Raw genomic sequence first — 25,881 nt, forward strand, 5'->3', positions numbered from 1 at the left:
AATTTGGTCTCAGCCGTGGGATTTTTCAAGTGGTCTGCTTGAAAAATGGCGACTTTGAGACGTGAATTTCGGCTCAAAGCGAGGGAAAAGACAGCACTTTGGCTGTTCCCGATCCTTCCCGCAGCGATCCAGACCAAATTTGGCGAACGGTAAGGCGGCCAGTACGCGACCATCGTATTATCATGGTTGTTAGCCTTGTCACGCCAGAAACTCTAGCTGTTTTTCTATCTTTCAACCTTTAGTATTTTTATTTTAAGCAACGTCTTTAATCTTCAGGGTCATCGCATTAATCGCGACAATCACGGTACTCAGTGACATGATGATCGCACCGACCATAGGATCAAGCATGAAGCCGATGGGGGCGAGAACGCCAGCCGCCAGTGGAATGGCAATCAGGTTGTAGCCAGCACCCCACCAGAGGTTTTCGGTCATCTTACGGTGCGTTGCGCGTGCCAGATCCAAGAATTGAATGACGTCGGCGGGATCGCTGGACACCAGGATGATGTCGGCAGATTCGATCGCCACATCCGTCCCGGAACCAATGGCCATGCCGATGTCGGCGCGGGCTAGGCTTGGCGCGTCATTGACACCATCGCCAATGAAGAGCACCTTCCCTTTGGTCTGGTACTGTTTAACCAGCCGTTCCTTGTCTTCGGGAAGCAAGCGGGCCTGCACGTCGTCAATGCCCACGGCCGCGGCAACCTTGGTCGCGGTCTCCTGGTTGTCACCCGTCAACATAACTGGTGTGATGCCCTGTTTCTTCAGGGAAGCAACCAGTTTAGCCGCAGCGGGCTTGATCTGATCACCCTGGGCGACTAATCCCAGAACCTGATCACCGGTTACCAGATAGCTGATCGAGTTTCCTTCACTGGCGAGTGAGGTGAATTGGTCATGATCGTAGTCGAGATGTTTTTGTTCCAAATAGTTGACCGAAACCACCCCGTACGTGGTCCCAGCGATTGTGCCGAATTGACCTAACCCGGTTTCTTGGTGAGTATCCGTAGCGGCTTCAGCGACCAGCTTCTTTTCCTTCGCGGCCGTTAAGATCCCGGTTGCCAGAGGGTGACTGGAACCCGTTTCCAAGCTGGCCATGAGCGTGAGCACGTCGGCTTCGGAATGCTGATCGTCCAGGCTAATCAGGTGGTTAACCTTGAACTCACCACGAGTCAACGTTCCCGTCTTATCCATTAAGGCGTACTTCAACTGATTGACCTGTTCCGTGGCCGTCCGGTTACGGATTAACAGGCCATTTTGAGCGGCCAGCGCCGTACTGCGAGACACAACCAGAGGGACCGCTAACCCCAATGCGTGGGGGCAGGCGATGACGAAGACCGCCACGGCCACTGGGAGTGCCACGGCCAAGTTGGCCACAGTCAACCAAACGATGAAGGCGAGAATCCCGGCGAATAGGGCGGCATAAAACAGCCAGCCGGCCACGCGATCGGCCAAATTTTCCGACTTGGATTTGGCGTTCTTGGCGTCCTTAATCAGGGCCATGACCTGCGCAAGATACCCGGAGTCACCGGTTCCCGTAACTTTAGCGGTAAAGGTGCCCGTGCCGTTCACGGACCCACCAATGATGGCATCCCCGACAGTCTTACGGACGGCCTTGGATTCCCCCGTAACTAGAGATTCGTTGACGGCGGAACTCCCCGTCAGAATCGTGGCATCGGCGGGAATCTGTTCGCCAGCGCGAATCGAGACGGTCTGGCCGACTTGTAACTCGCTTAATTTCACATCGGTTACGTTACCGTTGTCATCAACCACGTGGGCTTCTTGAGGCAGTAACTTTCCCAGGGCGTCCACCGCGGAACCGGCGTTCATAATCGTATTCATTTCAATCCAGTGTCCCAGCAACATGATCACAATCAACGTGGATAGCTCCCAGAAGAAGTTGTTGACCGTTGGTGTGACGTGGAAGAGGTTGTTGGCAATCACCGCATAAATGCTGTAAATGTAGGCCACGCCAATCCCCATGGAGATTAAGGTCATCATGGCCGGCCGTTTCATCTGTAATTCGGCCTTAGCGCCGCTGATAAAGGGGGCGCCACCGTAGAAGAAGAGAATGGTGCCCAGAATGGCGACAAGCCAATCACTTCCTGGAAAGACAAGCTGGAACGGCAGCGTCATGCCCATCATGGGCGACATTAAGATAACGGGAATGGTGAGAATCAGGGAAACCCAGAACTTACGCTTGAGATTGCCCATGTGCATCATGTGCCCGTCACCCATGTCCATATCCATATCGCTCATGTCCATCTTGCTCATATCTTGATGATCCATAGTGTGATCATCGGTAGCCATTTGATGGTGGTCCATGCCCTTCATATCGTGCTGCATATTCATGTGGGTCATTCCCAGATGACGTTCAGATGCTTTCATAATTTAGCAACTCCCTTCATAGCCCTCCGGCAGGCAGTCGCACGCGATGGTGGCGGGTGCCGTGGTTAATTTTGTTTGCAAATGCGTAATCAATTCTTGAATATCGGCCTGACTTAATTCGGTGTGGTCGATGGCGTGCACAAAGGCTTGGCCCCGACACATGGCACACATCTGGTCGAGTTGGTTGGCTAACGCGGTGTCCATGGCGGTTTGTTCCGGAATGAGCGGTGTGTAAATAAACTGACGGCCGTTTTTCGTAGTTGCCAGCGCGCCCTTCTTGACCAATCGACCAATCAAGGTTTTAATGGTGGCAGCCTTCCAATCATGTTGTTGGCTGACCAAGTCGATGATGGTGTGACTGTCGGCTTGATCCAGTGTCCAGACAATCCGCATCACACACCATTCGGCATCGGTAATCGTTTCGGTAATTTCAGTAGTCGGCACGGTGAGTCACTCCTTTGTTTACATCTGTAGTTCAATTGATACTTAGAGTTTACATCTGTAAACGATAACTGTCAAGAAGAAGGTTTGCCGTTTATTACTGAGAATACGGGCTGATTACAAATCAAATAATAAGAAATTAAAATTTAAGCAAGATTCTCTGGAACCGTGGTTTTACCTGATACACTTTGTATAATTGAAAGATAAGTTAGCTATATGAAGGGAGCTTACGTACTCGTGGTTCTTTTAAAACAGTGGTTACGCACCCTTGTCGTGGCCGGATTAGCGCTGGTCATGTTCGCGCCGGGAACGGCACAGGCCGCGACTAAAACGGTCAGCAAGGTACCGGCGCGGGCAGCGTATGTCATGGATGCCAATAGTGGCCAGGTGCTTTACCAACAAAATGCAGATAAGCGATATCCAATCGCATCATTGTCGAAACTGTTAACGGTTTACCTTACCGTCAAAGCGATTAACGCGGGTAAGATTAATTGGGATGATGAGGTGACCATGCCGCAGAATTTAATTAAACTCAGTCATAGCTATGCCTATTCTTCGCTGCGAATGAAGTCGGGTGAAACGTTCACCGTTCGCCAATTGGTTGCGGCAGCGATGATTGCATCATCGAATAGTGCGGCAACGGAACTGGGAGAAGTGGTCGCCGGCAGTAATGCCAAATTCGTCGCTCTGATGAATCAGCAGAGCGCGGACTGGGGCTTGGAGGCCCACTTCATTAGTTCGTCCGGCTTGGATAACTCCGATCTGAAGGACTATGATCTCGTGTTGCCCGATACGGGAAAGAACGAGCAGAACCTGGTCTCGGCTAAGGCGATCACCAAGGTTGCCCAGCAACTTCTCAAGGCTGATCCTCAGATTACGGACATTGCCAGCAAGACGGAAGATACGATCAATGGGACGGCCATTTATAATGAAAACAGTTGCTTGCCGGGTAAGTCTCAATACAAGAAGGAAAGTGGCATCGATGGGCTCAAGACGGGGTACACCGAAAACGCCAAGTTGTGTTTCACCGCGACCTATACGGTTAATGGGCAACGTATGGTGGCCACGATTCTAGGTGGGGACACCACCTTTTCCGCGATGAACAAGTTGATTAAGCAATTAAAACAGAAGTATCGCTTAGAGACGACGCCATTGACGGAACAACGAATTTCGCTGTCCAACGGTCTCGCGACCCAAGTCGTGGCGACCCCAACCGCGTCGCAGGCAGGCGTCTGGTATCAGGATGCGGCGGCTAACTTGACGACGAAGGTCGAGACCAAGTTGACGCCCACGCAGTTAAGCACGGGAACGGTTGATGCCGGTGATCCGGTGGCCCAAGCAACGGTTACCGATACGCAGACCGGCGTGCAACAGCAGGTGATGTACCGGGCACAGCGGACCACGACGTTATTTGCGGAACGGGCGGTTTTTGCGGTTCAGAACAATGTGGACCGGCTATTGGTCACGTTACGCCAACCCTTGAATAGTTTGTTTTAACAGTTAAACTAACCTGAATTGTCTCTATGGATAAGTGTTTCTAAAGGAAGTTATCAGGCGTCACGATGGTCGTGGCCCCTGATAGCTTTTTTGAGTTTACGACCGTTCTGGCAACGTTTAAGCATTTACATAGGAAAGAACCCAAAATTTACTGGCATGGAACGGGGGAATGATGACGAGTCGTTGCTTCCAGTTAACGTTGGTTTAGAAATGTCCCACGTAAATTAAGTGATTAACGCGGTCGTTTACGAGATGAACCAGTGGAAATCTGACAATTGCGAGAAAAAATTAGTGTTAATTCAGTAATAAAAGGTGTCACAAATGGGACGGTTGCGCGTTTAGTAAATATATGATGTCTATCAGTAAAAATGTTACCTCGTGGTCGTCAGGTAGTATATCAGAACGAAAAATCAGCAAATTCTTGGATTTTAATGAAAACGCCAACATTTTTATTTTAAAATTTATCGCAAATCACAAGGTCCTTCAAAACGTTTACGTGTCAGTGATTTACGCTTGATTAGTTGGTAGCGAATCGGCTACCAAATGTCATTATTTTTTTAATTTGAGGTTGAAAGCGATTTCTACACGTGGTACGCTGAACCTAACTTGTATATTAGTTACAAGGGGACGTTACCGGAAATACCCTAGCTAGGATGACCCAACAGCGTTCAGGTTTGCTCTTATTTTGCTCGTTTAAGACTATATATTTTAGGAAGTGTCAGGAAAATTGGATAAAACTCAAAAAACGATTACCATCGCCGCGCAGCCTTTTAATATAAAAGACCGTATCGGTTATATGTTTGGTGATATTGGGAATAACTTCTCATTCAACGTTATTAACTCGTTCTTAATGATTTTCTACACCAACGTCCTGGGGTTAACTGGGGCGCAAGTAGGGATCTTGTTCTTGACCGCCCGATTCGTTGATGCTTTTGCGGATATTATGGTTGGTCGGTTTGTCGATAATAGTAAGTTACATAAGAGTGGGCGGTTCCAGCCTTGGATTAACCGGATGAAGTACCCGCTGATGTTGGCCTTCATCTTGACCTTCGTGCCAATCGTTAAAGATTGGGCAATGCCAGCACGGTTGGCCTACGTCTTCATTACCTACTTATCATGGGGGATCTTCTACTCCTCCGTTAACATCCCTTACGGCTCTATGGCTTCTGCCATTAGTGGTGACCCTAACGATAAGACGTCACTGTCAACGTTCCGGGCCATCGGGTCTGCCGTTGGTAGTGCGCTGACCAGTTACGTTCTGCCACTGATCATCTACGTGGGGGCTTCCCAAAAGATTTCTGGGAGCCGCTTCTTCTGGGTTGTTGTGGGCTGTGCCTTCATCGCCTGGGCTTGCTACACGTTAACGACGGCTTTAACGACTGAACGTGTGCGGACTGAAAAGTCTGAAAAGGTGCCATTATCACGTTTGGTAAAAGGTTTATTTGAAAACAAGGCCTTAGTTGTCTTGGTTCTGGTTGATATCTTAATCGTTATTAACCAAAACTTATCTGGGACGTTGTTGACTTACCTGTTCAACGACTACTTCAAGGATACCAAAGCCTTGAGTATCGCGCTGGTCTTCAACTTTGCGACCGTTATTCTGTTGGCTCCATTCAGTAATTGGATGACGCGGACGTTTGGTCGTAAGGAATGTTCCATCGTTGCGCTGTTCATTGGTGCCGCAATCTACGGGACTTTAATGTTAATGCGGACGCAAAGTGCTGGGTTCTACCTGGTTATGTTATTCTTCGGTTCCTTAGGTGCCGGGGTCTTCAACCTGATGGTTTGGGCCTTCATCACCGATGTTATCGATAATCACGAAGTCCTGACAGGGGTTCGTGAAGATGGGATTGTTTACGGGGTTAACTCGTTTGCCCGGAAGGTTGCCCAAGCGATCGCCGGTGGTTTCGGTGGTTTCATGTTGACCTTCATCGGTTACAAGTCTTCCACTGGTGGTGGTGCTTCTCAAACCACGGAAGTTGTTAACCACATCTACACCTTGGCAACTGGGGTTCCTACCTTCTGTCTGTTACTGGCCGGTTTGGTCTTACTGTTCTTCTACCCATTGAGTAAGAAGCGTGTTAACGCCAACGCCGCTAAGTTAGCTGAAATTCACTCCGAGAACGCTGAAGAGGAAAACGAAGCTAAGTAGTCAATAGATGGACTATAACAGTGAATGTAAATTAAAAGGCACCGCAACAATCATCGTGAGATGGTCGTTGCGGTGTCTTTCTTATGCTGAAAATTAAAGTTTGAACGTCGACAGATGCCAACTAATTCTCGGGTGATGAGGGTGATAGCCATAAAGCTAGCTATTAGCGATCCCTTGCGGTTATGGTGGTTGAAAGCCACTAAACGTGTGGTGAAAGCGCTGGATTGGCAACGTTCAGCGGTTTAACTGGGAACATCTCAAGTAGCCGTGAGTGAGTCAAATTTGGTCTCAGCCGTGGGATTTTCCAAGTGATTTTGCTTGGAAAATGGCGACTTTGAGACGTGGGCTGACGGCTCAAAGCGAGGAAAAAGACCGGGCTTTGGCTTTTTCCGTCCTACCCACCGCGCTCCAGACCAAATTTGGCGAACGGTAAGGCGGCCAGTTGTGATTGAAGTAACGGTTAATCCACCGATTTTAACGCGTCCAGCATGTTGATGCGCTTTAACTTTCGGTGCATCAGCCACATGACCAGCAGGCTAAAGGCCAGTGTCAACAGGGCCGAATAGACGTAGCTGAGCGGGTGAATCCCCGGTGAAAACATCAGGCTATCCGTCTCCGCGGTATTGAGGATATAGCTGTGGAGCCAGTCCCCCATGAAACAGCCCAGTAGAATCCCCATGACCGTTAGAATCAGGTTCTCCCTGAAGATGTACATCGTCACCTCGCCATCGTAGAAGCCCAGCACCTTAATCGTTGACAGCTCGCGAATCCGTTCGGAAACGTTGATGTTCGTGAGGTTGTAGAGGACGACCAGGGCCAATGCGCCGGCCGCCACCACGAAGATGATGACGACCAGATCCATGGTGTCTAGCATCTGAAAGTTGTTTTGTTTCTCGGTGCTGAGGAGCGTGACGTTCAACATGCCCTTGGTCTTGAGTAAGTCACTGGCAAATTGATTCTGGGCACGCTTGCCATGATGGGTAAACTGCACCAGATTGCCATTGTAGACGGCTTTTTTTCCGAAAACTTGGCGATAATAGTGTGGCGATAGATAGATGAAATGGTTGACGTAGTTTTCCGCGATGGCGGCGACCCGGACGCGTTTGGCGTGCTGGTTGCCCAGCTTTACGGGTAACTGATCGCCGACCTTCACGTGGTACAATTTGGCCAGTTTTTCATCGATAATCGCACCGCGGTCACCAATTGCGTAGGTCTGGTGACTCTGACGATTTCGCAAGACCACAAACTTTTTGAGTTGCCGCGGATGCTGGGGCACGCTCAACGTGGCCGTCTGGTTAGCAACGTCGGATCGTTCAACGGTGACCTGAGATTGCTTGAGCACCAGGTCGTCCTTGTACAAGGATTGGCGGCGGAGGGCGCGTTGTTGTGCCGCGGTCTGCGTGCCATTGCGGACCACGATGGCATCGTAATGCCAGAGTTGATTGAATTGTTTAACGCTAATGTCGCCGATGGAATCCTTGAGGCCAAAGCCAGTAATCATCATCGCCATGCAACCGGCGATGCCCAGAACGGTCATCAGCAGGCGTTGCTTATAACGGAAGAGGTTACGCAAGGTTACCTTGTGGTTAAAGCTCAGTCGGCGCCAGAGACCATGCCAGTGTTCCAGCCACAGGGTCTTGCCGGCCTTAGGGGCCTTGGGTTGCATCAACGTGGCGGGATTACTATGTAGGTCGACCCGTAAGACGATGGCCGCGCTGCCCATGGTGCAGGCCAACGCAATCACCAAGGCGATGATGATGTCGGTCCAGAGATACTGGACGTTGATGGCGGGGAGATTGTACATACTGCCATACGCTTGGGCAATGAACCGGGGAAAGAAGTTGACGCCAAAGCCCACGCCCAACAGGGTGCCCAGTAGGCTGGCGAGCCCGCCATAAAGCATAAATTCGCTGCCAATGGCGAGGTTGCTGTAGCCGAGGGCCTTGAGCGTCCCCATTTGAATCCGTAACTCCGTGACCATTCGCGTCATCGTGGTCAGGCAGATTAAGGCGGCGATGGCGATGAAGAAGAGCGGAAAGACCGTGGATAACGCGACGACTCGCTGCGTGTTTTCGTGGTATTCGCTATAGCCGGGATTGGCTGTCCGACCAGTGTACAGGTAAGTGGGTTGGGCAATCGCGGCGATCTTGGCCTGCGCCTGCTTCAACTGCTTCTGCGCGTTTAGCAGGAGCGGTGAATTGGCCGGTAATTGCTGGGCCAGCTGGTTAACTTGCGCGACCTTGGGAGCCAACTGGGCGTGCGCTTGCCGCTTTAACTGTGATTGGCGCTGGGCGGCCTGGGGCTTGAACCAGGACTTGAGTTGGTCGGTATTGGCCTTATTTAACCGCTTGTATTTAGCCGAATAGGGGGTGACCCGTGCGAGGTTCTTAAACTGAATATCCAGTCGACTGGCGACTTTTTGGGTCAGCGTTCCGGGTTTCACGAGGGCAAAATAATCCAGCGTGCCTTTACCCACGGTGGTAACGCCACGGGTCGTCTTTTCGATATAGCGGGGGGAGTTGACGAACCCCACAATCTTAAAAGTCCGGCGATTAAAGGTCCGATTCAGCTTCTGAGTCGTCGCAATGCGGTAGGTCGCGCCCAACTTCAACTGCGGTTGGACGGTTCGGGCCTGTTGATCAAGGACAATCTCGTTGGCCCTGCGCGGCAGGTGACCACTGACCACGGTGAGCCGATTGACGGCCTGCTTAGCGGGAAGTTCTGCCACGCGCACGGCTTGATTGTTGTTGAGCTGATTAATGTCCACGTACTTAACGGCTTGATAGGCAACCTGACTGCGGTGCCGCTGCAGGACGGCGCGGTCTTGTTTGGTCAGGCCCGCCGTGGATTGCACGCTGTTGGTGGCTAATTTTTGTCGGGCGTAGTAGTCATCGGCGGCCTGTAACATGTCCGGTCCGGTCGCGCGAATCCCGGTATAGAAGGCCACACCGAGGAAAATAATGAGCATGATGGAGAGAAAGCGGGCCTTGGAACGGCGAATCTCTCGCAGAATGGCTTTGAAATAACTCGTTGTCATCCTCATCACCTACCATTCAATCTCGGCAACCGGTGTGGGATGCGGGTTACGCTGGGCGGACTGAACCCGCGCGTCGTTGATGTGAATCACCTGATCGCCCATTTTGGCGATGGCACTGTTGTGGGTCACGATAATGACGGTCATGTTGGTTCGGCGGGCACCATCCTGGATGACCTGCAGGACCTGTTTGCCCGTTTGGTAATCCAGCGCGCCCGTGGGTTCGTCACACAACAGGAGCTTGGGATTCTTGGCGATGGCCCGGGCAATGGCGACCCGTTGTTGTTCACCGCCGGATAGTTGGGCGGGGAAATTAGCCGCGCGATCCGTCAGACCAACCAGTCCCAGGGTCTCGCTGACATCGTGGGCATCCGCGGTGATTTGCGAGGCGAGCTCGACGTTTTCTCGAGCGGTTAGGTTGGGGACGAGGTTGTAAAATTGAAAGACGAAGCCAACGTCCTGACGACGATAGGTGGTTAACTGTTTGGTCGTCAACTGGGCAATGTCTTGACCGTCAATCAGAACTTGACCACTGGTTGGGCTATCCATGCCCCCGAGAATATTGAGCAGGGTGGACTTGCCGGCGCCACTGGGACCAAGGATGGTGACGATCTCGCCTTGTTCGACACTAAAGGAGATGTCGCGATTGGCGACGGTCATTTGGTCGCCCTGGGTGAATTGTCTGGTTTCATTGATAACTTCTATGTAGGCCATACGCGGATACTCCTTATTTGAGATTAAATTGTTTAAGGGTGAAAGGTGAAACACGACCAGAATCCCTGGTATGACCAGGATAGCGGCTAATATTATACGATAGTCGCGTACAGGTCGCCTTACCGTTCGCCAAATTTGGTCTGGAACGCGGTGGGGAGGACGGAAAAAGCCAAAGTGCTGTCTTTTCCCTCGCTTTGAGCCGTCAACCCGCGTCTCAAAGTCGCCATTTTCCAAGAAAAATCGCTTGGAAAATCCCACGGCTGAGACCAAATTTAGCTCACTCACGGCTACACGAGATGTGAGCAATCATTGTGGATAAACGCTATCATTTCAGTGATGATTCCACCAATCTAGTTTCTTTTTAACTGCCGGAATCTCTGACAGCCGCAGGTGATCATCAATAACGAGCCTAAAGGGTATAAACTTTATCAGCTAGGAATTAAGCGGTTGCTTCGAGTTTTCAAGCATCAGCCATGAGTTAATTGTAGGCGGAAACACGGCTAGACGCAACGGAAACCGGTTTCATTTTTTGCCCTAGTTCGGTATACTGGGCGCATGGAGTCCCGTGTTAAACGAGATCAAGTAGAGCGAAAGGATGTTTTGCGGATGAAAGTCGTCATTATTGGTGGTGTAGCCGGTGGGATGTCTGCCGCGACTCGGCTACGGCGGTTGGATGAGCACGCCGAAATTGTGATCTTTGAGCGGGGACCGTACGTCTCGTTTGCCAACTGTGGGTTACCGTTTTATCTGTCGGGTGAGATTAGTGAACGGTCCGATCTGGTCGTGCAGACTGAAGCGAGCTTGCAAGCGCGGTTTAACCTCGACGTGCGGCCCAATCACGAGGTCGCCCAGATCTTGCCGGCCGAGCATACGGTCGTCGTACGCCACGCCGGTCAGCTGACGCGGGAGTCTTACGACAAGTTGATCTTGTCGCCGGGAGCAGAACCGATTATGCCTGAATTACCAGGGGTGACGGCGGCCAATCACGTCTATGCGCTACGCAATATTCCCGACCTCGATCGGATTATGACCGGCCTTCAAAGCGAGCGGGTCCGGCGCGTGTTAGTGGTGGGTGGCGGCTTCATTGGGCTTGAAGTGGCCGAAAACTTGAAATTAAGCGGTTTGGCCGTGACGGTGGTCGAGCAGGCCCCGCACGTTCTCCCAACGCTGGATACTGAAATGGCGGCGTTTGTCGAGACAGAATTACAGCGAAATGGCGTTAAGGTTATCACCGACCAAGCACTGGCGGTGCTAGAGGACGATGGTCAAACGGCAGTGCTGACGGACGGCACGCGGCTGGCAACGGATCTGACAATCATGGCGGTGGGCGTCCGACCAGCAAGTCAGTTGGCTAAGACGGCTGGGTTGTCGCTAGGCTTAAAAGACGGCATTGTCGTGAACCAACACTATCAAACCAGTGATCCGGACATCTATGCGGTGGGCGATGCCATCGTGGTTAAGCAACAACTCAATGGGCAAGAGACGCTGATCCCCTTGGCATCACCGGCCAATCGGCAGGGGCGTCAGGTGGCGGACAATATCGCTGGCTTGGATCACCTGAACCGTGGTAGTCTGGGGACCGCCATTGTGCGGGCCTTCAAGCTCACTGCCGCCTCTACCGGCTTCAGTGAACATCAGGTCCAGCAGTTGGGTCTTAAACACCGGGTCGTTCACGTGCGTGGCAACAGTCATGCCAGTTACTTTCCCGGTGGCACGCCGTTGACGTTGAAATTAATCTTTGACCCGGACTCCGGTAAAATCTACGGGGCCCAGGGCATTGGTGCGCAGGGCGTGGATAAACGGATTGATGTTCTCGCCACGGCGATTAAGGGTGGTCTGACGATTGCGGATCTACCGGAATTAGAGCTTACCTATGCGCCGCCATTCGGTTCGGCCAAGGACCCCGTCAATATGCTGGGTTATGCGGCGATGAATGTTGCGGAAGGCCTGAGCCAGACGATTCAGTGGTCCGAACTCCCGGCCCGTTTGGCGGCGGGATGGCAGGTGCTGGACGTGCGGAATCCCGATGAGTTGGCGGACGGTCAATTTAAGCAGAGCCGCAACATTCCTTTGAACCAACTACGCACGCGATTGGGAGAACTGGACCCGCAACAACCGTATGTCGTGAGCTGCTTCAGCGGGCAACGCAGCTACATCGCGGAACGGCTTCTCCGCCAACACGGATTTACCGTGGTGAATCTGGATGGCGCCTTTGCCCTGTACCATGTCGTGCGACCGCAAGAATTGGTTTATCATTAAATAGTGATTGCCGCCTACAATCCCGTTCGTTATAATTAAAAAGCTAAAATAAAAATATCGATTTTTGCGGGAGGATTATGATGAAGACACTACGGAAGGCGGCCCTCTTAATTGCCGTCACCTTCACGTTGGGCGGATTAGCGGAACCGGTGGCTACTCAGACCACAACGGCGGAAGCGAAGAGCGCTAAAGTTTGGATTGCGCCACATCATGGAAAAAAGTATCATTACGCGAAAGGTTGTCGGGGACTCAATCACGCGGGGAAACTAAAGCATGTGACTTTGAAGTGGGCAAAACACAATCATTACAAGCTTTGTGGTTGGGAAAAGTAACCGGCCATGAGGTAAGCGCGTTAATTCGAGATTGAAATTGAAGCGTTGTCATCGCAGTTTTGTGGCTGACAACGTTTTTTTGATAAAATTAAAGGTTGAAAGTTCACGAACACGCTCCAGTCCCCAGCTGGTAAGACTTATCGCCATTAAATTAGTCATCAACGACCACCTGCGGCCTGAGAATCGGTCCTCCGGCTCGGTTTGAAGCCTGACAAAATCCGTCAGTCTCCAAACCCGTCCCGCGCTGTAAGCTGAAAATCAGCTAACACCGCTGTCACGGCTGCCTACATCTCTGCCTGCCTCCGGTTACAGTGGTTGAAATCGACTAAATGTGCGGTGACATCGCTGGAGTGGCAACGTTCTACCAGTTTAATTCGATACACCTCATGTAGCCGTGAGTGAGTCAAATTTGGTCTCAGCTGTGGGATTTTTCAAGTGGTCTGCTTGAAAAATGGCGACTTTGAGACGTGAATTTCGGCTCAAAGCGAGGGAAAAGACAGCACTTTGGCTTTTCCCGATCCTTCCCACAGCGATCCAGACCAAATTTGGCGAACGGTGAGGCGGCCAGCGTGACTATCATATTATCATGGTTGTTATCTTGGTCATACCAGGGATTCTAACTGCTTTCTATCTTTAAACCTTCAGATAAAATCCAAACAAATGCCTTGCCTTAGAGTAGGTCTAAGGGCCTACGATGGGACCATCAGTTAGAAAATGGAGGAATGAAAGATGCCAACGATTACGGATACATTTACGTTGAATAATGGCTTGAAAATGCCAAAGGTCGGGTTTGGAACCTGGCAAACGCGCCCCGGTAAGGAAACCTACGATGCCGTCAGCAATGCCCTCAAGGCCGGCTACCGGTTCATCGATACGGCCAAGGCCTACAACAATGAACAGAGTGTAGGCGAAGCCCTGCGTGACAGCGATGTTGCCCGCGAAGACGTCTTCGTGCAGACCAAGCTGCCAGCCGAGTCCAAGTCCTATGATGCCGCAATGGCAGACTTCGAGAGTAGCTTAACGGCGCTGAACCTGGACTATGTCGATTCCTATATCATCCATGCGCCGTGGCCATGGATGCAAATGGGGTCCAACCATGATGCTGAGAACCGTGACGTTTGGCGCGCCATGCAGGACATCTACAACAGTGGACGGGCCAAGTCGGTGGGCGTTTCTAACTTCAATTCCCATGACCTGGAAAACCTGTTAACCTGGGATGGTTTGACGGTAACGCCGGCCGTCGATCAGATTCAATACTACGTGGGCCACACGCAAGACTCAATCGTGAAGACGGCGGAAACCCACCAGATTACGGTGCAAGCCTACTCGCCACTGGCAACCGGTGGCTTGGTCGACAGTCCCGAACTGGAACGGGTGGCCGGAAATTACGGCGTGTCGATTCCGCAGTTAGCCCTGCGTTACATCGTACAAAAGGGCGTGGCCCCACTCCCTAAGGGCCGCTCCATGGCCCACGTTCAGGCAAACACGGAACTTGATTTCGAGATTAACCCGAAGGACATGGCCTTCCTGGATCGATTATCCGATCCGAACGGCTGGCATCCAGTGGGTGATTAACGGAAATTCAGCAGAATAGTTAAAAACACACGAGTCTGGCCATTTTGTCCTAGATTCGTGTGTTTTTTTGAAAAATTTCTGTGAATCGTGCAACAAAATCAGAATTTTTTACATTAGTAATCAGTAGAGGGCTAGATAATACCTATGCCTAAAGTGTATGGATAGCCATCTACTCTAAGTCTTGGACGTTTCCAGGATTAGGCGCTAAGATGAGACTATTCAGAAATATAGGGAGGAATCAGTTATGCGTAAAACAACGCAACCAGTATATGCAGCCGGTCGTGCCAATGTGGCCCGGCGGAATCCAGAATTACCTACAGGAGATCAATCTCGTGGTGCCGATAATTGGTATACCAGCGATGCCGTGACCATGACGCCGGTTACCTTTCCCAATCTCTATGGCATGACATTGGCAGGGAACCTGTTTGTTTCCAAGGCGCTGGATCGTACCCAACATCACCCGGCAATCATTGTCGGTGCGCCAAATGGTGCGGTCAAGGAGCAGTCGGCCAATCTATACGCCACGAAGCTCGCCGAGATGGGCTTTGTGACGCTGTCCTTTGATCAGGTCTTCTGGGGTGAAAGTGCTGGCGAGCCACGTAATGCCATGGCACCGGATCTGTACTCGGAGAGTTTTTCGGCTGGCGCGGATTATCTGACGACCTTAGATTTGGTGGCCAACGATCGGATTGGCGTGTTGGGGATCTGCGCTTCTGGTAGCTTCTCATTGAACCAGGCCAAAGTGGATACTCGACTCAAGGCAATCGCAACGGTTAGCCTAACGGATATGGGTGCCGTTGCTCGCGGCATGCGAGATGCCATGGGCGGCCAAACCATGGTTGATCAGGCCGCTAAGCAGCGTACGGCCGAGGTTAATGGAGCCGATCCAGCGTATACCAGCGGAACACCGGAAGAGATCGGACCAGATTCGGATGCCTTCTCGAAGGAATTCTATGATTTTTACCGGACGCAACGGGGTGCTGCGAATACGACAACGCAGCCGACTCTGACCAGCTTTGTCAAACTCCTGAATTTCTATTCTCTGAGTGATATCGCGACGGTCTCCCCCCGGCCACTTCTCTTTATTGCAGGTGCCGACGCGATCTCGTTGAATTTCAGTGAGGATGCTTATGCGGCGGCTGCGGAACCTAAGGAACTGTATAAGGTGCCAAATGCGGGCCACGTTGATTTATATGATCGCACGGATCTGATTCCTTTTGATAAGTTAGGGACCTTCTTTCACGAGAGCCTCGCAGTTTAAGATCGAAATTAAGATGAGACTGGACACCAAACTGCCTGGTCTTATTTTTTAATTAATCCATGTCTTAAAGCTATGGTAAACAATTTGAAATAAGTATTTGATATAGATATGACTCGAACCTATACTAATCCTCAACAGAACGAAAGAGGAGCGATGAGATGACAGAACCAGCAATTTTTCAACGCGCACTAAACGGCCAGCCCCTAGATTTTTCCGGCGCGGACTTTGATCGGATTACGCAGACGGTACAACGCACCCAGGAATTGTTAAAACAATTCAACTTCAAGGATCAAACGCCGGCCCAACGCCGCGCCACACTCAGCCAAGTGGTCGGCTATCCGGTACCCGAATCGGCCGAAATCAACGCGCCGATCCACAGCGACTTTGGCCCCCATATCTTTATCGGGGAACACGTTTACGTGAATCAGGACGTGATGTTCGTGGACCTCGGGGGAATTTATTTAGGTAACGGCGCGTTGATTGGGCCGCGAGCGACTTTGATTACGGTTAATCACTTGGAGGAGCCGGCGCAGCGACGGGATGTCCAGGCACAGGCTGTTCATATTGAAAAGAATGCGTGGATCGGTGCTGGCGCCTTAATCCTGCCCGGCGTGACGGTTGGTGAGAATGCGATTGTTGGGGCTGGCGCCGTGGTAACTAAGGATGTTCCGGCTAACATGGTGGTCGTGGGGACCCCGGCCAAGATCCTGCGGCGCGTGAAGGGCACTGAGTGAATAAAGTCGTCTATGAGCAAAAAGTCCCCAAATTCCGGCATCGTGCGACGGAATTCGTGGACTGCGGGGGCTTAGTTTTCGGTTAGGGTCAATTCGCGCTGTATCTGGGCCAACAATTCCTGGGCCGCGGCCGATAGGCGTTGTCCCTTGAGCCAGACGAGACTGGAACCAGAAGAGATTCGGGGACTCAGCGGGACAAAGGTCAGGTCGGATTGGTTGGTATTGATGATGCCATCCAACCCCAGGGCACTCCCCACGCCGGCCGATACCAGTAGTGAGGCATTGTACAGCAGGTTGTAGGTGGCGACGACATTGAGATCGGCCTGTTCGAAGCCGAAGAGATCGTGAATGCGTGCATTGCCACCCTGTTGCGGGAGAATGAGCCGGGTCTGCGCCACGTCTGCCAGACTCACCGTGGCTTGTTGCGCCAGGGGATCGCTATTTTTAACCAACAAGCCCCAGCGACTTTCACCGGGCAAGCGAATAAAGTCGTAGTCGTGCTTGTCGATGGGCTCCATGACCACGCCAAAGTCGAAGACGCCGGACATCAAATGTTGATGAATGTCGGCAGCGTCCATGCTGACGAGGTTAATCTGCACGTGGGGATGCTGTTGGTTGAGGTGGCCGATCGCCTGGGCAACGGTCAACATGCTACGGGCCTCGGCACTACCCACGTAGACGGACCCGCTGATGTCCTTTTCCTGGTGGATGTTGGCCAACGTCTTGTCGGTGAGGGACAGAATCTGCCGGGCCTGATTGGCAAAATAGTCGCCGTCCGTGGTGAGTTGAATCGTCCGGTTTCCCCGTTCAAAGAGGGTCGTCCCGAGTTCTTCCTCCAGTTCCTTTAGCTGGCGGGAAACGGTGGGTTGCGACACGTGTAAGCGGGCCGAGGCCTTACTGATATTCTTTTCCTGAACGATCATCAAAAAGTAACGGAGCACGCGTAATTCCATGGTGGCCATCTCCTATAACTGAATTGTATAGATTCTAATTTAATCTAAGCATTCGACATAACGAAAGTCAAGCTCTAAGCTAATTAGTGAAGATGAATATAGAAAGGGAGTCAGAAAATGCAAATTCAAGATAAAGTCGTCGTAGTCACCGGGGCGTCCAGCGGTATCGGTGCGGCAACGGTTAAGCAACTGGTTGCGAGTGGCGCGAAGGTGGTCTTCGGGGCCCGGCGTACGGCTAAACTAGCAAAGATTGCGGCGGACTTGCCAGCAGATCAAATCGCCTATCGGGCAACGGACGTCACCCAGTTGGCCGATGTTCAGGCGCTCGTTGATTTAGCCGTTTTGCAGTTCGGCAAGGTCGATGCGTTGTTCAATAATGCCGGAATCATGCCCACGGCACCACTCGCGGCCGACCATCGTCAGGAGTGGCAACAAATGTTGGATATCAATGTGATGGGTGTCCTCAATGGGATTTCTGCGGTGCTTCCCGTCATGCATCGTCAGGGCTACGGGCACATTCTGGCAACGGATTCGATTGCCGGATACAAGGTCTTTGCGGATTCGGCCGTCTATTGTGGGACGAAGTTTGCCGTGCGGGCCATCATGGAAGGCTTACGGCAAGAGGAGCTGAAAAATCACATTAAGACCACGTTGGTGGCGCCGGGGATGGTAGATACCGAGCTGTACAAGACGATTGCTGATCCGCAAGTCGCCCAGGACCTTGTGAAGACCTGGCACCAACCAGAGCATTCTTTACGTCCAGAAGACTTAGCGGATTTGGTCGTCTATGCGATTGGGTTGCCACAGCGCGTGGCCATTAATGAAGTGAAGATTCGGCCAGCTGGAGAACTGTAGACGATGACTGCGCAGAAATGGACCACGCAACGTTTAGAGACTTTCGCCACCGCCGATGATCTCTGTATTTCGCCATTCTATAGCGATGGTCAGACCTGTGGGACCCCGACCTGGATCTGGTCCGTGGTGGTGGCCGAGCGGCTCTACGTTCGGGCATGGAACGGTCAGCGGTCCTCGTGGTACCAGTCGGCTATTCAGCAGCGCGGTGGGCGGATGCACCTTGCCGGGTGTAACTTTCAAGTGGCCTTTATCCCGGTTGACACGACTGCCGCGTTAATGACGCCGATCGACCACGCCTACCAGCAGAAATATGCCGGTAGCGCTTATGTCTTGCCAATGCTTCAGGCGGGGCCCCGGTCGGCCACGCTGGAAGTGCGTCCGTTACCGTCATAGGCATAACAAAACCGTATGGATTGCAATGTATTATGAGTATTAGACATTAATGTGCGTACGGTTTAGGCTTAACTTAATCACTTAAAGGAGGGATTCAGCGTGAAAATCAATGAAGCGGCCCAACAACTACAGACGAGCGCCTGGACCTTGCGTTACTACGAACAGATTGGTGTGGTGGCACCGGTCTCGCGGGTCAATGGTATCCGTGATTACACCAACGACGACCTCGACCAATTTCGCGAGGTCTTAGAGCTACGGGACTGTGGCGTCACGTTGGCTGAAATCAGAGAGTTATTGACCTTAGAGGCGACCACCGACACGGCGGACGTCCGCCAGCAGCTGCTTCAGAATCGGGCGGTTGCACTCCGTCATGAAATTAGTCGACTACAAGCTGCGCTGGATCACCTCGATGCAAAAATTACAACGATTACGGCACAGCCGGAAAGGAAGTTGGTTAGCAATGGAACAAACTAAATTAAACAATGGGGTGCTGATGCCCCTTCAGGGATACGGCGTCTTCCAAATTACGGATCAAGCGCAATGCGAACAAGCCGTTCTTGATGCGCTGCACACGGGGTATCGGTTAATTGATACGGCGGCAGTTTATGGCAACGAGGCCGCGGTCGGTCGGGCCATTCGGCGTTCGGGCGTTGCGCGCAGCGATCTCTTCATTTCCTCCAAGGTATGGATTCAAGACGCGGGCTATGACCAGACGATGGCATCATTCAAGCAAACGCTGGCCAATCTACAAACCGATTATCTCGATCTTTACCTGATTCACATGCCTTACGGTGACTATCAGGGGAGTTGGCGGGCGATGGAAGAGCTCTATGAAGCAGGAAAGATTAAGGCGATTGGGGTCTGCAACTTTGAGGCCGACCGCTTGCTCGATCTTATCTTGACGAATCGGGTCGTTCCGGCCGTCGATCAGATGGAAACGCATCCGTTTACACAACAGAAGGCCTTACGCGCGGTTTTGGACCAGTATGGGATTAAGCTGATGGCCTGGGCGCCGTTTGCGGAAGGCCACAACGGTATCTTTACCCAGCCCATTCTAAAAGCGATTGGCGATCAGTATGGCAAGACGCCGGCCCAGGTCGTCTTGCGCTGGCTGCTTGAGGAAGGCATTGTTGCCATTCCAAAGTCCGTGCATGCGGATCGGATGGCCCAGAATTTCGCCATCAACGACTTCACCCTAAGCGCGGCCGACAAGATCCAAGTTGCAGCTCTAGATACCGGTAACCCGCTGATTCTACAGATTCGGGCGTTGCCAGAAGTCTTCCGGCTACACAGTATTACGGCAAACTAGTCTAGCCGTAGTAACGTATACGAAATGGGCATGCCAGTGTATGAAAAATAGGTATTTTACGGGATGAGTCGCAACTCGTATGATGGACAATGTCTGCCAATCACACGTGCCGCGGTAACTGGCGCCGCTGACGACTAAATGGAAATGGAGTGGATAGCATGACAGCATGGACAGCAACACAACTCAAGGCCTTTACCACCGCAGACGATATGCGGGTTTCGCCCTTTTACGAAGATGGAAAGACCTATGGCACGCCAACCTGGATCTGGTCGGTTGTCGTCGGCCAACACCTCTACGTTCGGGCGTGGAATGGGCAACACTCACGGTGGTATCAGGCCGCCAAGTCGCAGGGTGCCGGCCGTATTCATTTGGCCGATCAGGACTTCGAGGTTGCCTACGTGCCCGTGACGACCGACGATGCACTAACGGTAGCCATTAATCAGGCCTATGAGAATAAGTACGCCGGCAGTCCGTACCTGCCACCGATGTTAACCGCTGGCCCTGTAAGCGCGACGGTGCGGTTGGATTTAAAATAATGAACTGAAGGTTGAAAGATAGAAAATAGCTAGAGTCCCTGGCGTGACAATGATAACAGCCATTATAGAATGATAGTCACGCTGGCCGCCTCACCGTTCGCCAAATTTGGTCTGGATCGCTGTGGGAAGGATCGGGAAAAGCCAAAGTGCTGTCTTTTCCCTCGCTTTGAGCCGAAATTCATGTCTCAAAGTCGCCATTTTTCAAGCAGACCACTTGAAAAATCCCACAGCTGAGACCAAATTTGACTCACTCACGGCTACATGAGTTTTACCCAATTAACATGGGGTAAACGCGGTCACTCCAGCGAGGTCCCCACAGCGCCGGAATCTCTGGCAGCCGCAGGTGGTCGTTGATGACTAATTTAATGGTGATAAACCTTGTCAGCTGGGGACTGGAGCGTATTTGTGAACTTTCAACCTGTAAAGAACTGAAAAATTGGAGGAAGTTAACCAATGACTAAAATAATGATTGTGGGCGCGCATGGCGCCATGGCCCAACTATTGACGGACCGGTTATTAAACGAAACGACGGCGACCTTAACCCTATTCTTGCGTGATGCGGCACGGTTGGACCGGTACGCGGACAATCCGCGAGTGACGCTCGTTGATGGGGACATTAAGGATACCGACTTGGTGGCCAAGCATATGGCTGGTGCGGACCTGGTTTACTCCAACTTGGGCGGGCCCGATTTGGCCGACCAAACGCAGAGTGTCTTAACTGCCATGAAACAGACCGGAACTAAGCGGTTCGTGTACATCAGTGCCCTGGGCGCCCATCATGAGGTACCCGGTAAGTTTGGGGAATGGAATGAACAGGCGATTGCGGCCTTCCTACCGGGCTTCCGCAAGACGGCGCAACTGGTGGCCGATTCCGGCCTCACCTACACCGAAATTCGCCCGGCTTGGTTGACGGACAACGATGAGGTGGACTACGAGGAAACGCAGTTGGGTGAAGACTTCAAGGGCACCGAGGTCTCCCGGAAGAGTGTGGCCGACTTTGCCCTGAAGGTCCTGACCAACCCGACCACGTATCAAAATGCCAGCATCGGGCTGGATAAGGCCGGCACTGACGGCGACCAGCCAAGCTGGATCTAAGGAGCACAGACAATGACAGTCATTGATGTTTTTGCGCACGTTTTACCCCCGAAGTTTTTAGCCAAAATGAACGCGATTCACCCGCAGATTCTGGACCAATTCCCGTATATGAAAAACGCTTTGCTGACGGATCTCGATCAGCACCGCACATCCTTACCGGCGGATCATCAGCAGGTTCTCTCCATGGTGAACCTCAATCCGGAAGACTTCGTGGATGCCGACCAAGCGGCGGAACTGTGCCGATTCGGCAATGCGGAGTTGGCGGCCATGGTGCGGGCCAACCGGGATGTCTTTCCGGCTGGGGTGGCCATGCTGCCCCTGAACAATATCCCGGCTGCCCTGGCGATGATTGACGAACAGGTGGCGGGTAGCGATGCATTGGTGGGCGTCCAACTCTTTACCCAGGCGCTGGGCCGGCCGATTACGGATCCAATATATGAACCCATCTTCGCCAAACTGGCAGCGATCGGTGCCCCCATTTGGCTCCACCCGGTCTTCGATACTCATAAGCCAGATAACAATCTGACGTTTAGCTGGGAGTACGAATTGACCCAGGCGATGGACGGGATCGTTGCGGCCAAGTATTTCCGCAAGTATCCGCAACTCAAGGTTATCGTCCACCACGCTGGCGCCATGATCCCGTATTTCAGCCAACGGATTAAGTACATTCAGTCGGCCGAAAATTACGCTGACTTCCACAAATTCTACGTGGATACGGCTATCTTGGGCAATCCCAGGGCGCTGGAACTGGCGGTCGAGTTCTTTGGCCCTGACCACGTCTTGTTCGGGACGGATTCGCCGTTTGGTATTCCACCGGTGGGCCCGACTGCGGTGATTGAGCAGGCCGTTCGTGATATGGCGGTGACGCCAGAACAGAAGCGAGCCATCTTGCAGGGCAATTGGCAACGATTGATGGGAGCGATGCAGAAATGACGACGGAAAATGAACAGTTAGTGCGCGACTGGCTACCAGACGATCCGGACTTGGTGGCTATCGTGAACCGGTTAATGACGGCCGTGACGACTGCGCCTGAGGCGGTCGAACCCGGCGAGGTGAGTGTCATTGCGTTAATCACGTTAACGGTTCAGCACGCGCCACGCATGATTCCCCAACAGGTTGAACGAGCGTTGCAAAACGGCGTCTCCGCCCGGCAGCTGTTAGAAACGGTGTATCAACTGGTGCCGGTCGTGGGGTTGCCCAAGGTGCAGGTGGCGTTAAGTGCCATGCATCCTTACCTGCCAACGCCAGCTAAAGCGGAACCAATGGCGACGGCGGATGCGGGCGCGGCGGTTCAGCAGCAACTATACGGGACGGAAATCAAGACGTTACTGAAGGATTTACCGGCCAATGCGGGCAACGATCTCCCACAATGGTTAACTCAACATTTCTTTGAAGATTACTATGGTCGCGATGGGCTCACGGTCGCACAACGGGAACGCTATGAACTGATGGCGTTGATTACGCTCAACGTGGACTTTCAGATTAAGGCGCACGCGCGTGGCAGCTTGAAGGCGGGCAATAGTGAGGAGCGGCTGATCTGGTCGGCCTTACAATTGTTGCCGTACGTCGGCTTTCCGTTGGTGATTAACAGCGTGCAACAGATTCACGCGGCGGCCGTGACGTTACGCAGTCAGAAGGAAGCGTAAGTATGGATTATGTCAAATTTGGCAATACGGGGTTGGACGTGTCCCGGTTGTGCCTAGGCACGATGGGCTTTGGCAACGCGTCAACGGGGATGTTTCCCTGGGCAGTTGGCGAAGAGCAGAGTGAGCAGGTCATTAAACAAGCGTTGGATTTAGGCATCAATTTCTTTGATACGGCCAATATTTACTCGCACGGCGACAGCGAACGCTTCGTGGGGCGGGCCCTGAAGAAGCTGGCCAACCGCGATGAGATTGTGTTGGCGACGAAGGTGTTCTTCACGCCAGAAAAGGCCCCCAACGTGGCGGGCTTGTCGCGCAAGGCGATCTTTTCACAGATCGATCAGAGTCTAAAACGCCTGCAGACGGACTACGTGGATCTGTACGTGATTCACCGCTGGGACTACAACACGCCGATCGAAGAGACCATGTCGGCGTTAAACGACGTGGTGAAGTCGGGCAAGGTTCGATACATTGGGGCCTCGGCGATGTTTGCTTGGCAATTTGAAAAGGCCCAGGCCGTGGCCGAGCAGCACGGCTGGACCAAGTTCGTGTCGATGCAGAACCACCTGAACCTGTTGTACCGCGAGGAAGAACGGGAAATGTTGCCGCTGTGTGCCGATCAAGGCATTGCGGTGACCCCGTACAGCCCGTTGGCTTCGGGACGATTGACCCGGGACTGGTCCGGCGATACCAAGCGCTATGCGACCGATGCCGTGGCGCGGTCGAAGTACGATGATAGTAAGCAACTGGATCTGCCCATCATTCAGCGCGTGGGCGAACTGGCCGAGAAATACGGCGTGGATCGGGTGCAAATTGCGTTGGCTTGGCTGCTACAAGAACCCACGGTGACGGCACCGATTATCGGGGCCACGAAGCCGGCGCACTTAACTGGCGCGGTCAAAGCCTTGGACGTACATTTGACGACGGCTGACGTGCAGTATCTGGAGGAACCTTACTTGCCACATGAAGTCGTGGGACCCTTCACGGCGAGTCAGACGGATTATCAGCGTTAAAATGATGAAATCAGAAAACCGGCGTCACCCCTTGAGTGGAGCGACGCCGGTTTTGTTGGCTAATCTGCGGTTTCGTTTCCAAAGTCACTGCCATCATCGGTCAGCCCGATATGTTGGTTAAAATGCGCAATCTCTTGAGGATTGTCAGACCAGATGCCGGGGAATTTGGAATATCCGGTTGGTGTGAAGGGGAGCTGATTAGTGTTGCTCATCTCAACGAGGAACAGATTAACGACGGTGTTGAGATCGAGCCCCATTCCCCGAGCGACCTTAGCGGCACGTTCCTTGACGTCTTTGTTTAAGTGGACATTTAAAGTTGTCTCTTTAGACATGTGCATCACCTCAATGGCTACTGTAAGCTATTCGGCGTGTGAATGCTGATTATTTGTCTCGCTAAGATGAAATAGCGTGGTTAAAACCGACGGACGGCAAAGCGTCCTGTTCTAGTAATTAGGGGGAAGAAGTTTTAAAATTAGAGTTGTCGAAGGGAATGATAATGATCACAGAAGTCGCTGTTCAACTAAAAAAAGCTCGGATCAAAAGTGGATTTTCTCAAAATGAAATTGCAACGATTCTCCACGTTACTCGGCAGTCAATCTCAAAGTGGGAGAATGGGCGAGGGTATCCGGACTTAGATAATCTCATTCAACTTAGTGAAGTGTACAAAATATCGATTGATAATTTGTTGAAGGAGAATGATGAGTTAAAAGCAAAGATTGATGCTAATGAAGAAAAAATTGCGCAAAAAAAACAGGCGCTTAAGACCGTTAATACAGATTTGTATCAGAACATAGATGAAGGAGTTCTTCTAATCATCTTGACCCTCGTTTCAGCTATACTTCCTCCGATAGGATGTATTTTACCTTTATACGTTATTTGGCGAAATAATAAATACAATAGCTTATATAAGACGATTTTTGTAATTGCCCTATTTGTTATCTGCGTGAGTTTGATCGGTACTTACGTGATAGTTAGTGATAATTGGCTACAGCCATCTAATACAGAAGTATATCGCATTAACTAATTTGTTGTAATAACAAGTTTACCTTTAGCCATTTTGGCAGATAATGAGACATGGTACTTTATAGCACCCACGCTTCTAGTCATATGAAGTGTAACTTTATTTGGGGAGTCATGGGTAAGATATTTCTTTGTGATGTTGCCCATAACAGCATGTGTTTTAATATCAGATACATGTGTAATTCGATTGCCAGATGTTGTAACTTTATATCTGGCAGACCAAGACAATGCTGAATTGTGAGAGACTTTAAGGGTAGCAGCACTTGCTGATGTTGGACTACTGAGAAAAAATGATAGACACATAATTGTAGCAATTAACGTTTTTTTCATAGAATTTACCTCCTATTGCGAGATTAATTCTATGAGGTGAGTAGCATAAGGAACGGCATGGTTACAAGGGGAAACATTCTGTTTACATGTAGATTACAGATGAGCTTTATGAGATTTAATTATGTGTCTTAAAATATAATTATGATGTTAGCCTCCATCTCTAGTCTAATGTACTTCAGAAAAATTGTATGAATACCCGGATCTATGAGAGGAAACTGCGAGGGAAACAATGGGTGTCTTTGCAAAGTACTCATTTTTTTCTACGTCTTGTCAATAGAAACATTGTTAAATCAATAGTTTATGGTAATTAATGCGGGGCACTGGCTAGGTGGCGAGACCTTTTGGCACCTAGT

At 51.5% G+C, this 25,881-nt stretch carries 24 protein-coding genes; 17 read left to right on the top strand and 7 right to left on the bottom strand.

Annotated elements, in window-relative coordinates; all coding sequences use genetic code 11:
* Nucleotides 1-252: 252 nt before the first annotated feature.
* Together HEQ50_RS10410 and HEQ50_RS10415 are read right to left on the bottom strand one after the other, a co-directional pair.
* Nucleotides 253-2,319, bottom strand: a complete 2,067-nt coding sequence (locus tag HEQ50_RS10410) for a heavy metal translocating P-type ATPase (protein ID WP_168900475.1) — start codon at nucleotides 2,317-2,319, stop codon at nucleotides 253-255.
* A 66-nt stretch (nucleotides 2,320-2,385) separates the two neighbouring features.
* On the bottom strand, nucleotides 2,386-2,826 hold the full coding sequence (locus HEQ50_RS10415; RefSeq protein WP_168900453.1) for a CopY/TcrY family copper transport repressor: 441 nt from the start codon (nucleotides 2,824-2,826) through the stop codon (nucleotides 2,386-2,388).
* A 234-nt stretch (nucleotides 2,827-3,060) separates the two neighbouring features.
* On the opposite strand from HEQ50_RS10415, the gene HEQ50_RS10420 reads away from it, so the two are divergent.
* Both HEQ50_RS10420 and HEQ50_RS10425 read left to right on the top strand, forming a co-directional pair.
* On the top strand, nucleotides 3,061-4,320 hold the full coding sequence (locus HEQ50_RS10420) for a D-alanyl-D-alanine carboxypeptidase family protein (RefSeq protein ID WP_168900454.1): 1,260 nt from the start codon (nucleotides 3,061-3,063) through the stop codon (nucleotides 4,318-4,320).
* Between the two features lie 727 nt (nucleotides 4,321-5,047).
* Nucleotides 5,048-6,472, top strand: a complete 1,425-nt coding sequence (locus HEQ50_RS10425) for an MFS transporter (protein WP_168900455.1) — start codon at nucleotides 5,048-5,050, stop codon at nucleotides 6,470-6,472.
* A 460-nt stretch (nucleotides 6,473-6,932) separates the two neighbouring features.
* On the opposite strand, the gene HEQ50_RS10430 is transcribed toward HEQ50_RS10425, so the two are convergent.
* On the bottom strand, nucleotides 6,933-9,509 hold the full coding sequence (locus HEQ50_RS10430) for an ABC transporter permease (protein ID WP_168900456.1): 2,577 nt from the start codon (nucleotides 9,507-9,509) through the stop codon (nucleotides 6,933-6,935).
* A 9-nt stretch (nucleotides 9,510-9,518) separates the two neighbouring features.
* A complete protein-coding gene (locus tag HEQ50_RS10435) occupies nucleotides 9,519-10,220 on the bottom strand; it encodes an ABC transporter ATP-binding protein (RefSeq protein ID WP_168900457.1) in 702 nt (233 codons plus the stop codon).
* 606 nt (nucleotides 10,221-10,826) lie between these two features.
* On the opposite strand from HEQ50_RS10435, the gene HEQ50_RS10440 reads away from it, so the two are divergent.
* The 5 genes from HEQ50_RS10440 (at nucleotide 10,827) to HEQ50_RS10460 (ending at nucleotide 16,381) form a co-directional block, all read left to right on the top strand.
* Nucleotides 10,827-12,479, top strand: coding sequence for an FAD-dependent oxidoreductase (locus HEQ50_RS10440; RefSeq protein WP_168900458.1), 1,653 nt, complete (start codon nucleotides 10,827-10,829; stop codon nucleotides 12,477-12,479).
* An 80-nt stretch (nucleotides 12,480-12,559) separates the two neighbouring features.
* Nucleotides 12,560-12,811: a hypothetical protein gene (locus HEQ50_RS10445; protein WP_232842742.1), complete on the top strand. Its 252-nt coding sequence runs from the start codon at nucleotides 12,560-12,562 to the stop codon at nucleotides 12,809-12,811.
* Nucleotides 12,812-13,540: 729 nt separating this feature from the next.
* A complete protein-coding gene (locus tag HEQ50_RS10450) occupies nucleotides 13,541-14,386 on the top strand; it encodes an aldo/keto reductase (RefSeq protein ID WP_168900460.1) in 846 nt (281 codons plus the stop codon).
* Nucleotides 14,387-14,630: 244 nt separating this feature from the next.
* The gene (locus HEQ50_RS10455; RefSeq protein ID WP_211089316.1) at nucleotides 14,631-15,647 is read left to right on the top strand and encodes an alpha/beta hydrolase; all 1,017 of its coding nucleotides are present in this window, start codon (nucleotides 14,631-14,633) and stop codon (nucleotides 15,645-15,647) included.
* A 158-nt stretch (nucleotides 15,648-15,805) separates the two neighbouring features.
* Nucleotides 15,806-16,381 carry a sugar O-acetyltransferase gene (locus tag HEQ50_RS10460; protein ID WP_168900461.1) on the top strand — a complete coding sequence of 192 codons (576 nt, stop codon included), beginning with the start codon at nucleotides 15,806-15,808 and terminating at the stop codon, nucleotides 16,379-16,381.
* Nucleotides 16,382-16,452: 71 nt separating this feature from the next.
* Here HEQ50_RS10460 and HEQ50_RS10465 read toward each other — a convergent pair whose 3' ends face one another.
* Entirely contained in the window at nucleotides 16,453-17,334 is an 882-nt protein-coding gene (locus tag HEQ50_RS10465; protein WP_168900462.1) for a LysR family transcriptional regulator, read from the bottom strand.
* Between the two features lie 117 nt (nucleotides 17,335-17,451).
* Here HEQ50_RS10465 and HEQ50_RS10470 point away from each other — a divergent pair, with 117 nt between their 5' ends.
* From HEQ50_RS10470 to HEQ50_RS10510, 9 genes are all read left to right on the top strand, one after another.
* Nucleotides 17,452-18,189, top strand: coding sequence for an SDR family oxidoreductase (locus HEQ50_RS10470; protein WP_168900463.1), 738 nt, complete (start codon nucleotides 17,452-17,454; stop codon nucleotides 18,187-18,189).
* Between the two features lie 3 nt (nucleotides 18,190-18,192).
* A complete protein-coding gene (locus HEQ50_RS10475) occupies nucleotides 18,193-18,582 on the top strand; it encodes a DUF2255 family protein (RefSeq protein ID WP_168900464.1) in 390 nt (129 codons plus the stop codon).
* A 99-nt stretch (nucleotides 18,583-18,681) separates the two neighbouring features.
* Nucleotides 18,682-19,056, top strand: coding sequence for a MerR family transcriptional regulator (locus HEQ50_RS10480; RefSeq protein WP_168900465.1), 375 nt, complete (start codon nucleotides 18,682-18,684; stop codon nucleotides 19,054-19,056).
* Nucleotides 19,043-19,891 (top strand): aldo/keto reductase, encoded by an 849-nt coding sequence (locus HEQ50_RS10485; protein WP_168900466.1) that lies wholly within the window; start codon nucleotides 19,043-19,045, stop codon nucleotides 19,889-19,891. Before HEQ50_RS10480 ends, HEQ50_RS10485 begins: the two co-directional genes overlap by 14 nt.
* Before the next feature lie 158 nt (nucleotides 19,892-20,049).
* The gene (locus HEQ50_RS10490) at nucleotides 20,050-20,427 is read left to right on the top strand and encodes a DUF2255 family protein (protein ID WP_168900467.1); all 378 of its coding nucleotides are present in this window, start codon (nucleotides 20,050-20,052) and stop codon (nucleotides 20,425-20,427) included.
* A gap of 453 nt (nucleotides 20,428-20,880) precedes the next feature.
* On the top strand, nucleotides 20,881-21,522 hold the full coding sequence (locus HEQ50_RS10495; protein ID WP_168900468.1) for an NAD(P)H-binding protein: 642 nt from the start codon (nucleotides 20,881-20,883) through the stop codon (nucleotides 21,520-21,522).
* 12 nt (nucleotides 21,523-21,534) lie between these two features.
* The gene (locus HEQ50_RS10500; protein WP_168900469.1) at nucleotides 21,535-22,455 is read left to right on the top strand and encodes an amidohydrolase family protein; all 921 of its coding nucleotides are present in this window, start codon (nucleotides 21,535-21,537) and stop codon (nucleotides 22,453-22,455) included.
* On the top strand, nucleotides 22,452-23,168 hold the full coding sequence (locus HEQ50_RS10505; protein ID WP_168900470.1) for a carboxymuconolactone decarboxylase family protein: 717 nt from the start codon (nucleotides 22,452-22,454) through the stop codon (nucleotides 23,166-23,168). The genes HEQ50_RS10500 and HEQ50_RS10505 overlap by 4 nt, the downstream gene beginning before the upstream one ends.
* Before the next feature lie 2 nt (nucleotides 23,169-23,170).
* The gene (locus HEQ50_RS10510; RefSeq protein WP_168900471.1) at nucleotides 23,171-24,178 is read left to right on the top strand and encodes an aldo/keto reductase; all 1,008 of its coding nucleotides are present in this window, start codon (nucleotides 23,171-23,173) and stop codon (nucleotides 24,176-24,178) included.
* 59 nt (nucleotides 24,179-24,237) lie between these two features.
* On the opposite strand, the gene HEQ50_RS10515 is transcribed toward HEQ50_RS10510, so the two are convergent.
* Nucleotides 24,238-24,510: a type II toxin-antitoxin system RelB/DinJ family antitoxin gene (locus tag HEQ50_RS10515; RefSeq protein WP_168900472.1), complete on the bottom strand. Its 273-nt coding sequence runs from the start codon at nucleotides 24,508-24,510 to the stop codon at nucleotides 24,238-24,240.
* A gap of 164 nt (nucleotides 24,511-24,674) precedes the next feature.
* Between HEQ50_RS10515 and HEQ50_RS10520 the strand changes: the two genes are divergently transcribed.
* Nucleotides 24,675-25,202: a helix-turn-helix domain-containing protein gene (locus HEQ50_RS10520; protein WP_168900473.1), complete on the top strand. Its 528-nt coding sequence runs from the start codon at nucleotides 24,675-24,677 to the stop codon at nucleotides 25,200-25,202.
* Here the strand turns inward: HEQ50_RS10520 and HEQ50_RS10525 are convergent.
* A complete protein-coding gene (locus HEQ50_RS10525; protein ID WP_168900474.1) occupies nucleotides 25,199-25,528 on the bottom strand; it encodes a DUF5626 family protein in 330 nt (109 codons plus the stop codon). The genes HEQ50_RS10520 and HEQ50_RS10525 overlap by 4 nt on opposite strands.
* Between the last annotated feature and the right edge of the window lie 353 nt (nucleotides 25,529-25,881).

Origin of the sequence: Lactobacillus sp. HBUAS51381, assembly GCF_012641095.1 — a bacterium.
Lineage (GTDB): Bacteria > Bacillota > Bacilli > Lactobacillales > Lactobacillaceae > Levilactobacillus.

Coding starts and splice junctions, on each gene's coding strand:
- HEQ50_RS10410 (WP_168900475.1), bottom strand. CDS start 2,319: ATGGACCACCATCAAATGGCTACCGATGATCACACTATGGATCATCAA.
- HEQ50_RS10430 (WP_168900456.1), bottom strand. CDS start 9,509: ATGACAACGAGTTATTTCAAAGCCATTCTGCGAGAGATTCGCCGTTCC.
- HEQ50_RS10435 (WP_168900457.1), bottom strand. CDS start 10,220: ATGGCCTACATAGAAGTTATCAATGAAACCAGACAATTCACCCAGGGC.
- HEQ50_RS10440 (WP_168900458.1), top strand. CDS start 10,827: ATGAAAGTCGTCATTATTGGTGGTGTAGCCGGTGGGATGTCTGCCGCG.
- HEQ50_RS10445 (WP_232842742.1), top strand. CDS start 12,560: ATGAAGACACTACGGAAGGCGGCCCTCTTAATTGCCGTCACCTTCACG.
- HEQ50_RS10450 (WP_168900460.1), top strand. CDS start 13,541: ATGCCAACGATTACGGATACATTTACGTTGAATAATGGCTTGAAAATG.
- HEQ50_RS10455 (WP_211089316.1), top strand. CDS start 14,631: ATGCGTAAAACAACGCAACCAGTATATGCAGCCGGTCGTGCCAATGTG.
- HEQ50_RS10460 (WP_168900461.1), top strand. CDS start 15,806: ATGACAGAACCAGCAATTTTTCAACGCGCACTAAACGGCCAGCCCCTA.
- HEQ50_RS10465 (WP_168900462.1), bottom strand. CDS start 17,334: ATGGAATTACGCGTGCTCCGTTACTTTTTGATGATCGTTCAGGAAAAG.
- HEQ50_RS10470 (WP_168900463.1), top strand. CDS start 17,452: ATGCAAATTCAAGATAAAGTCGTCGTAGTCACCGGGGCGTCCAGCGGT.
- HEQ50_RS10475 (WP_168900464.1), top strand. CDS start 18,193: ATGACTGCGCAGAAATGGACCACGCAACGTTTAGAGACTTTCGCCACC.
- HEQ50_RS10485 (WP_168900466.1), top strand. CDS start 19,043: ATGGAACAAACTAAATTAAACAATGGGGTGCTGATGCCCCTTCAGGGA.
- HEQ50_RS10490 (WP_168900467.1), top strand. CDS start 20,050: ATGACAGCATGGACAGCAACACAACTCAAGGCCTTTACCACCGCAGAC.
- HEQ50_RS10495 (WP_168900468.1), top strand. CDS start 20,881: ATGACTAAAATAATGATTGTGGGCGCGCATGGCGCCATGGCCCAACTA.
- HEQ50_RS10500 (WP_168900469.1), top strand. CDS start 21,535: ATGACAGTCATTGATGTTTTTGCGCACGTTTTACCCCCGAAGTTTTTA.
- HEQ50_RS10505 (WP_168900470.1), top strand. CDS start 22,452: ATGACGACGGAAAATGAACAGTTAGTGCGCGACTGGCTACCAGACGAT.
- HEQ50_RS10510 (WP_168900471.1), top strand. CDS start 23,171: ATGGATTATGTCAAATTTGGCAATACGGGGTTGGACGTGTCCCGGTTG.
- HEQ50_RS10515 (WP_168900472.1), bottom strand. CDS start 24,510: ATGTCTAAAGAGACAACTTTAAATGTCCACTTAAACAAAGACGTCAAG.
- HEQ50_RS10520 (WP_168900473.1), top strand. CDS start 24,675: ATGATCACAGAAGTCGCTGTTCAACTAAAAAAAGCTCGGATCAAAAGT.
- HEQ50_RS10525 (WP_168900474.1), bottom strand. CDS start 25,528: ATGAAAAAAACGTTAATTGCTACAATTATGTGTCTATCATTTTTTCTC.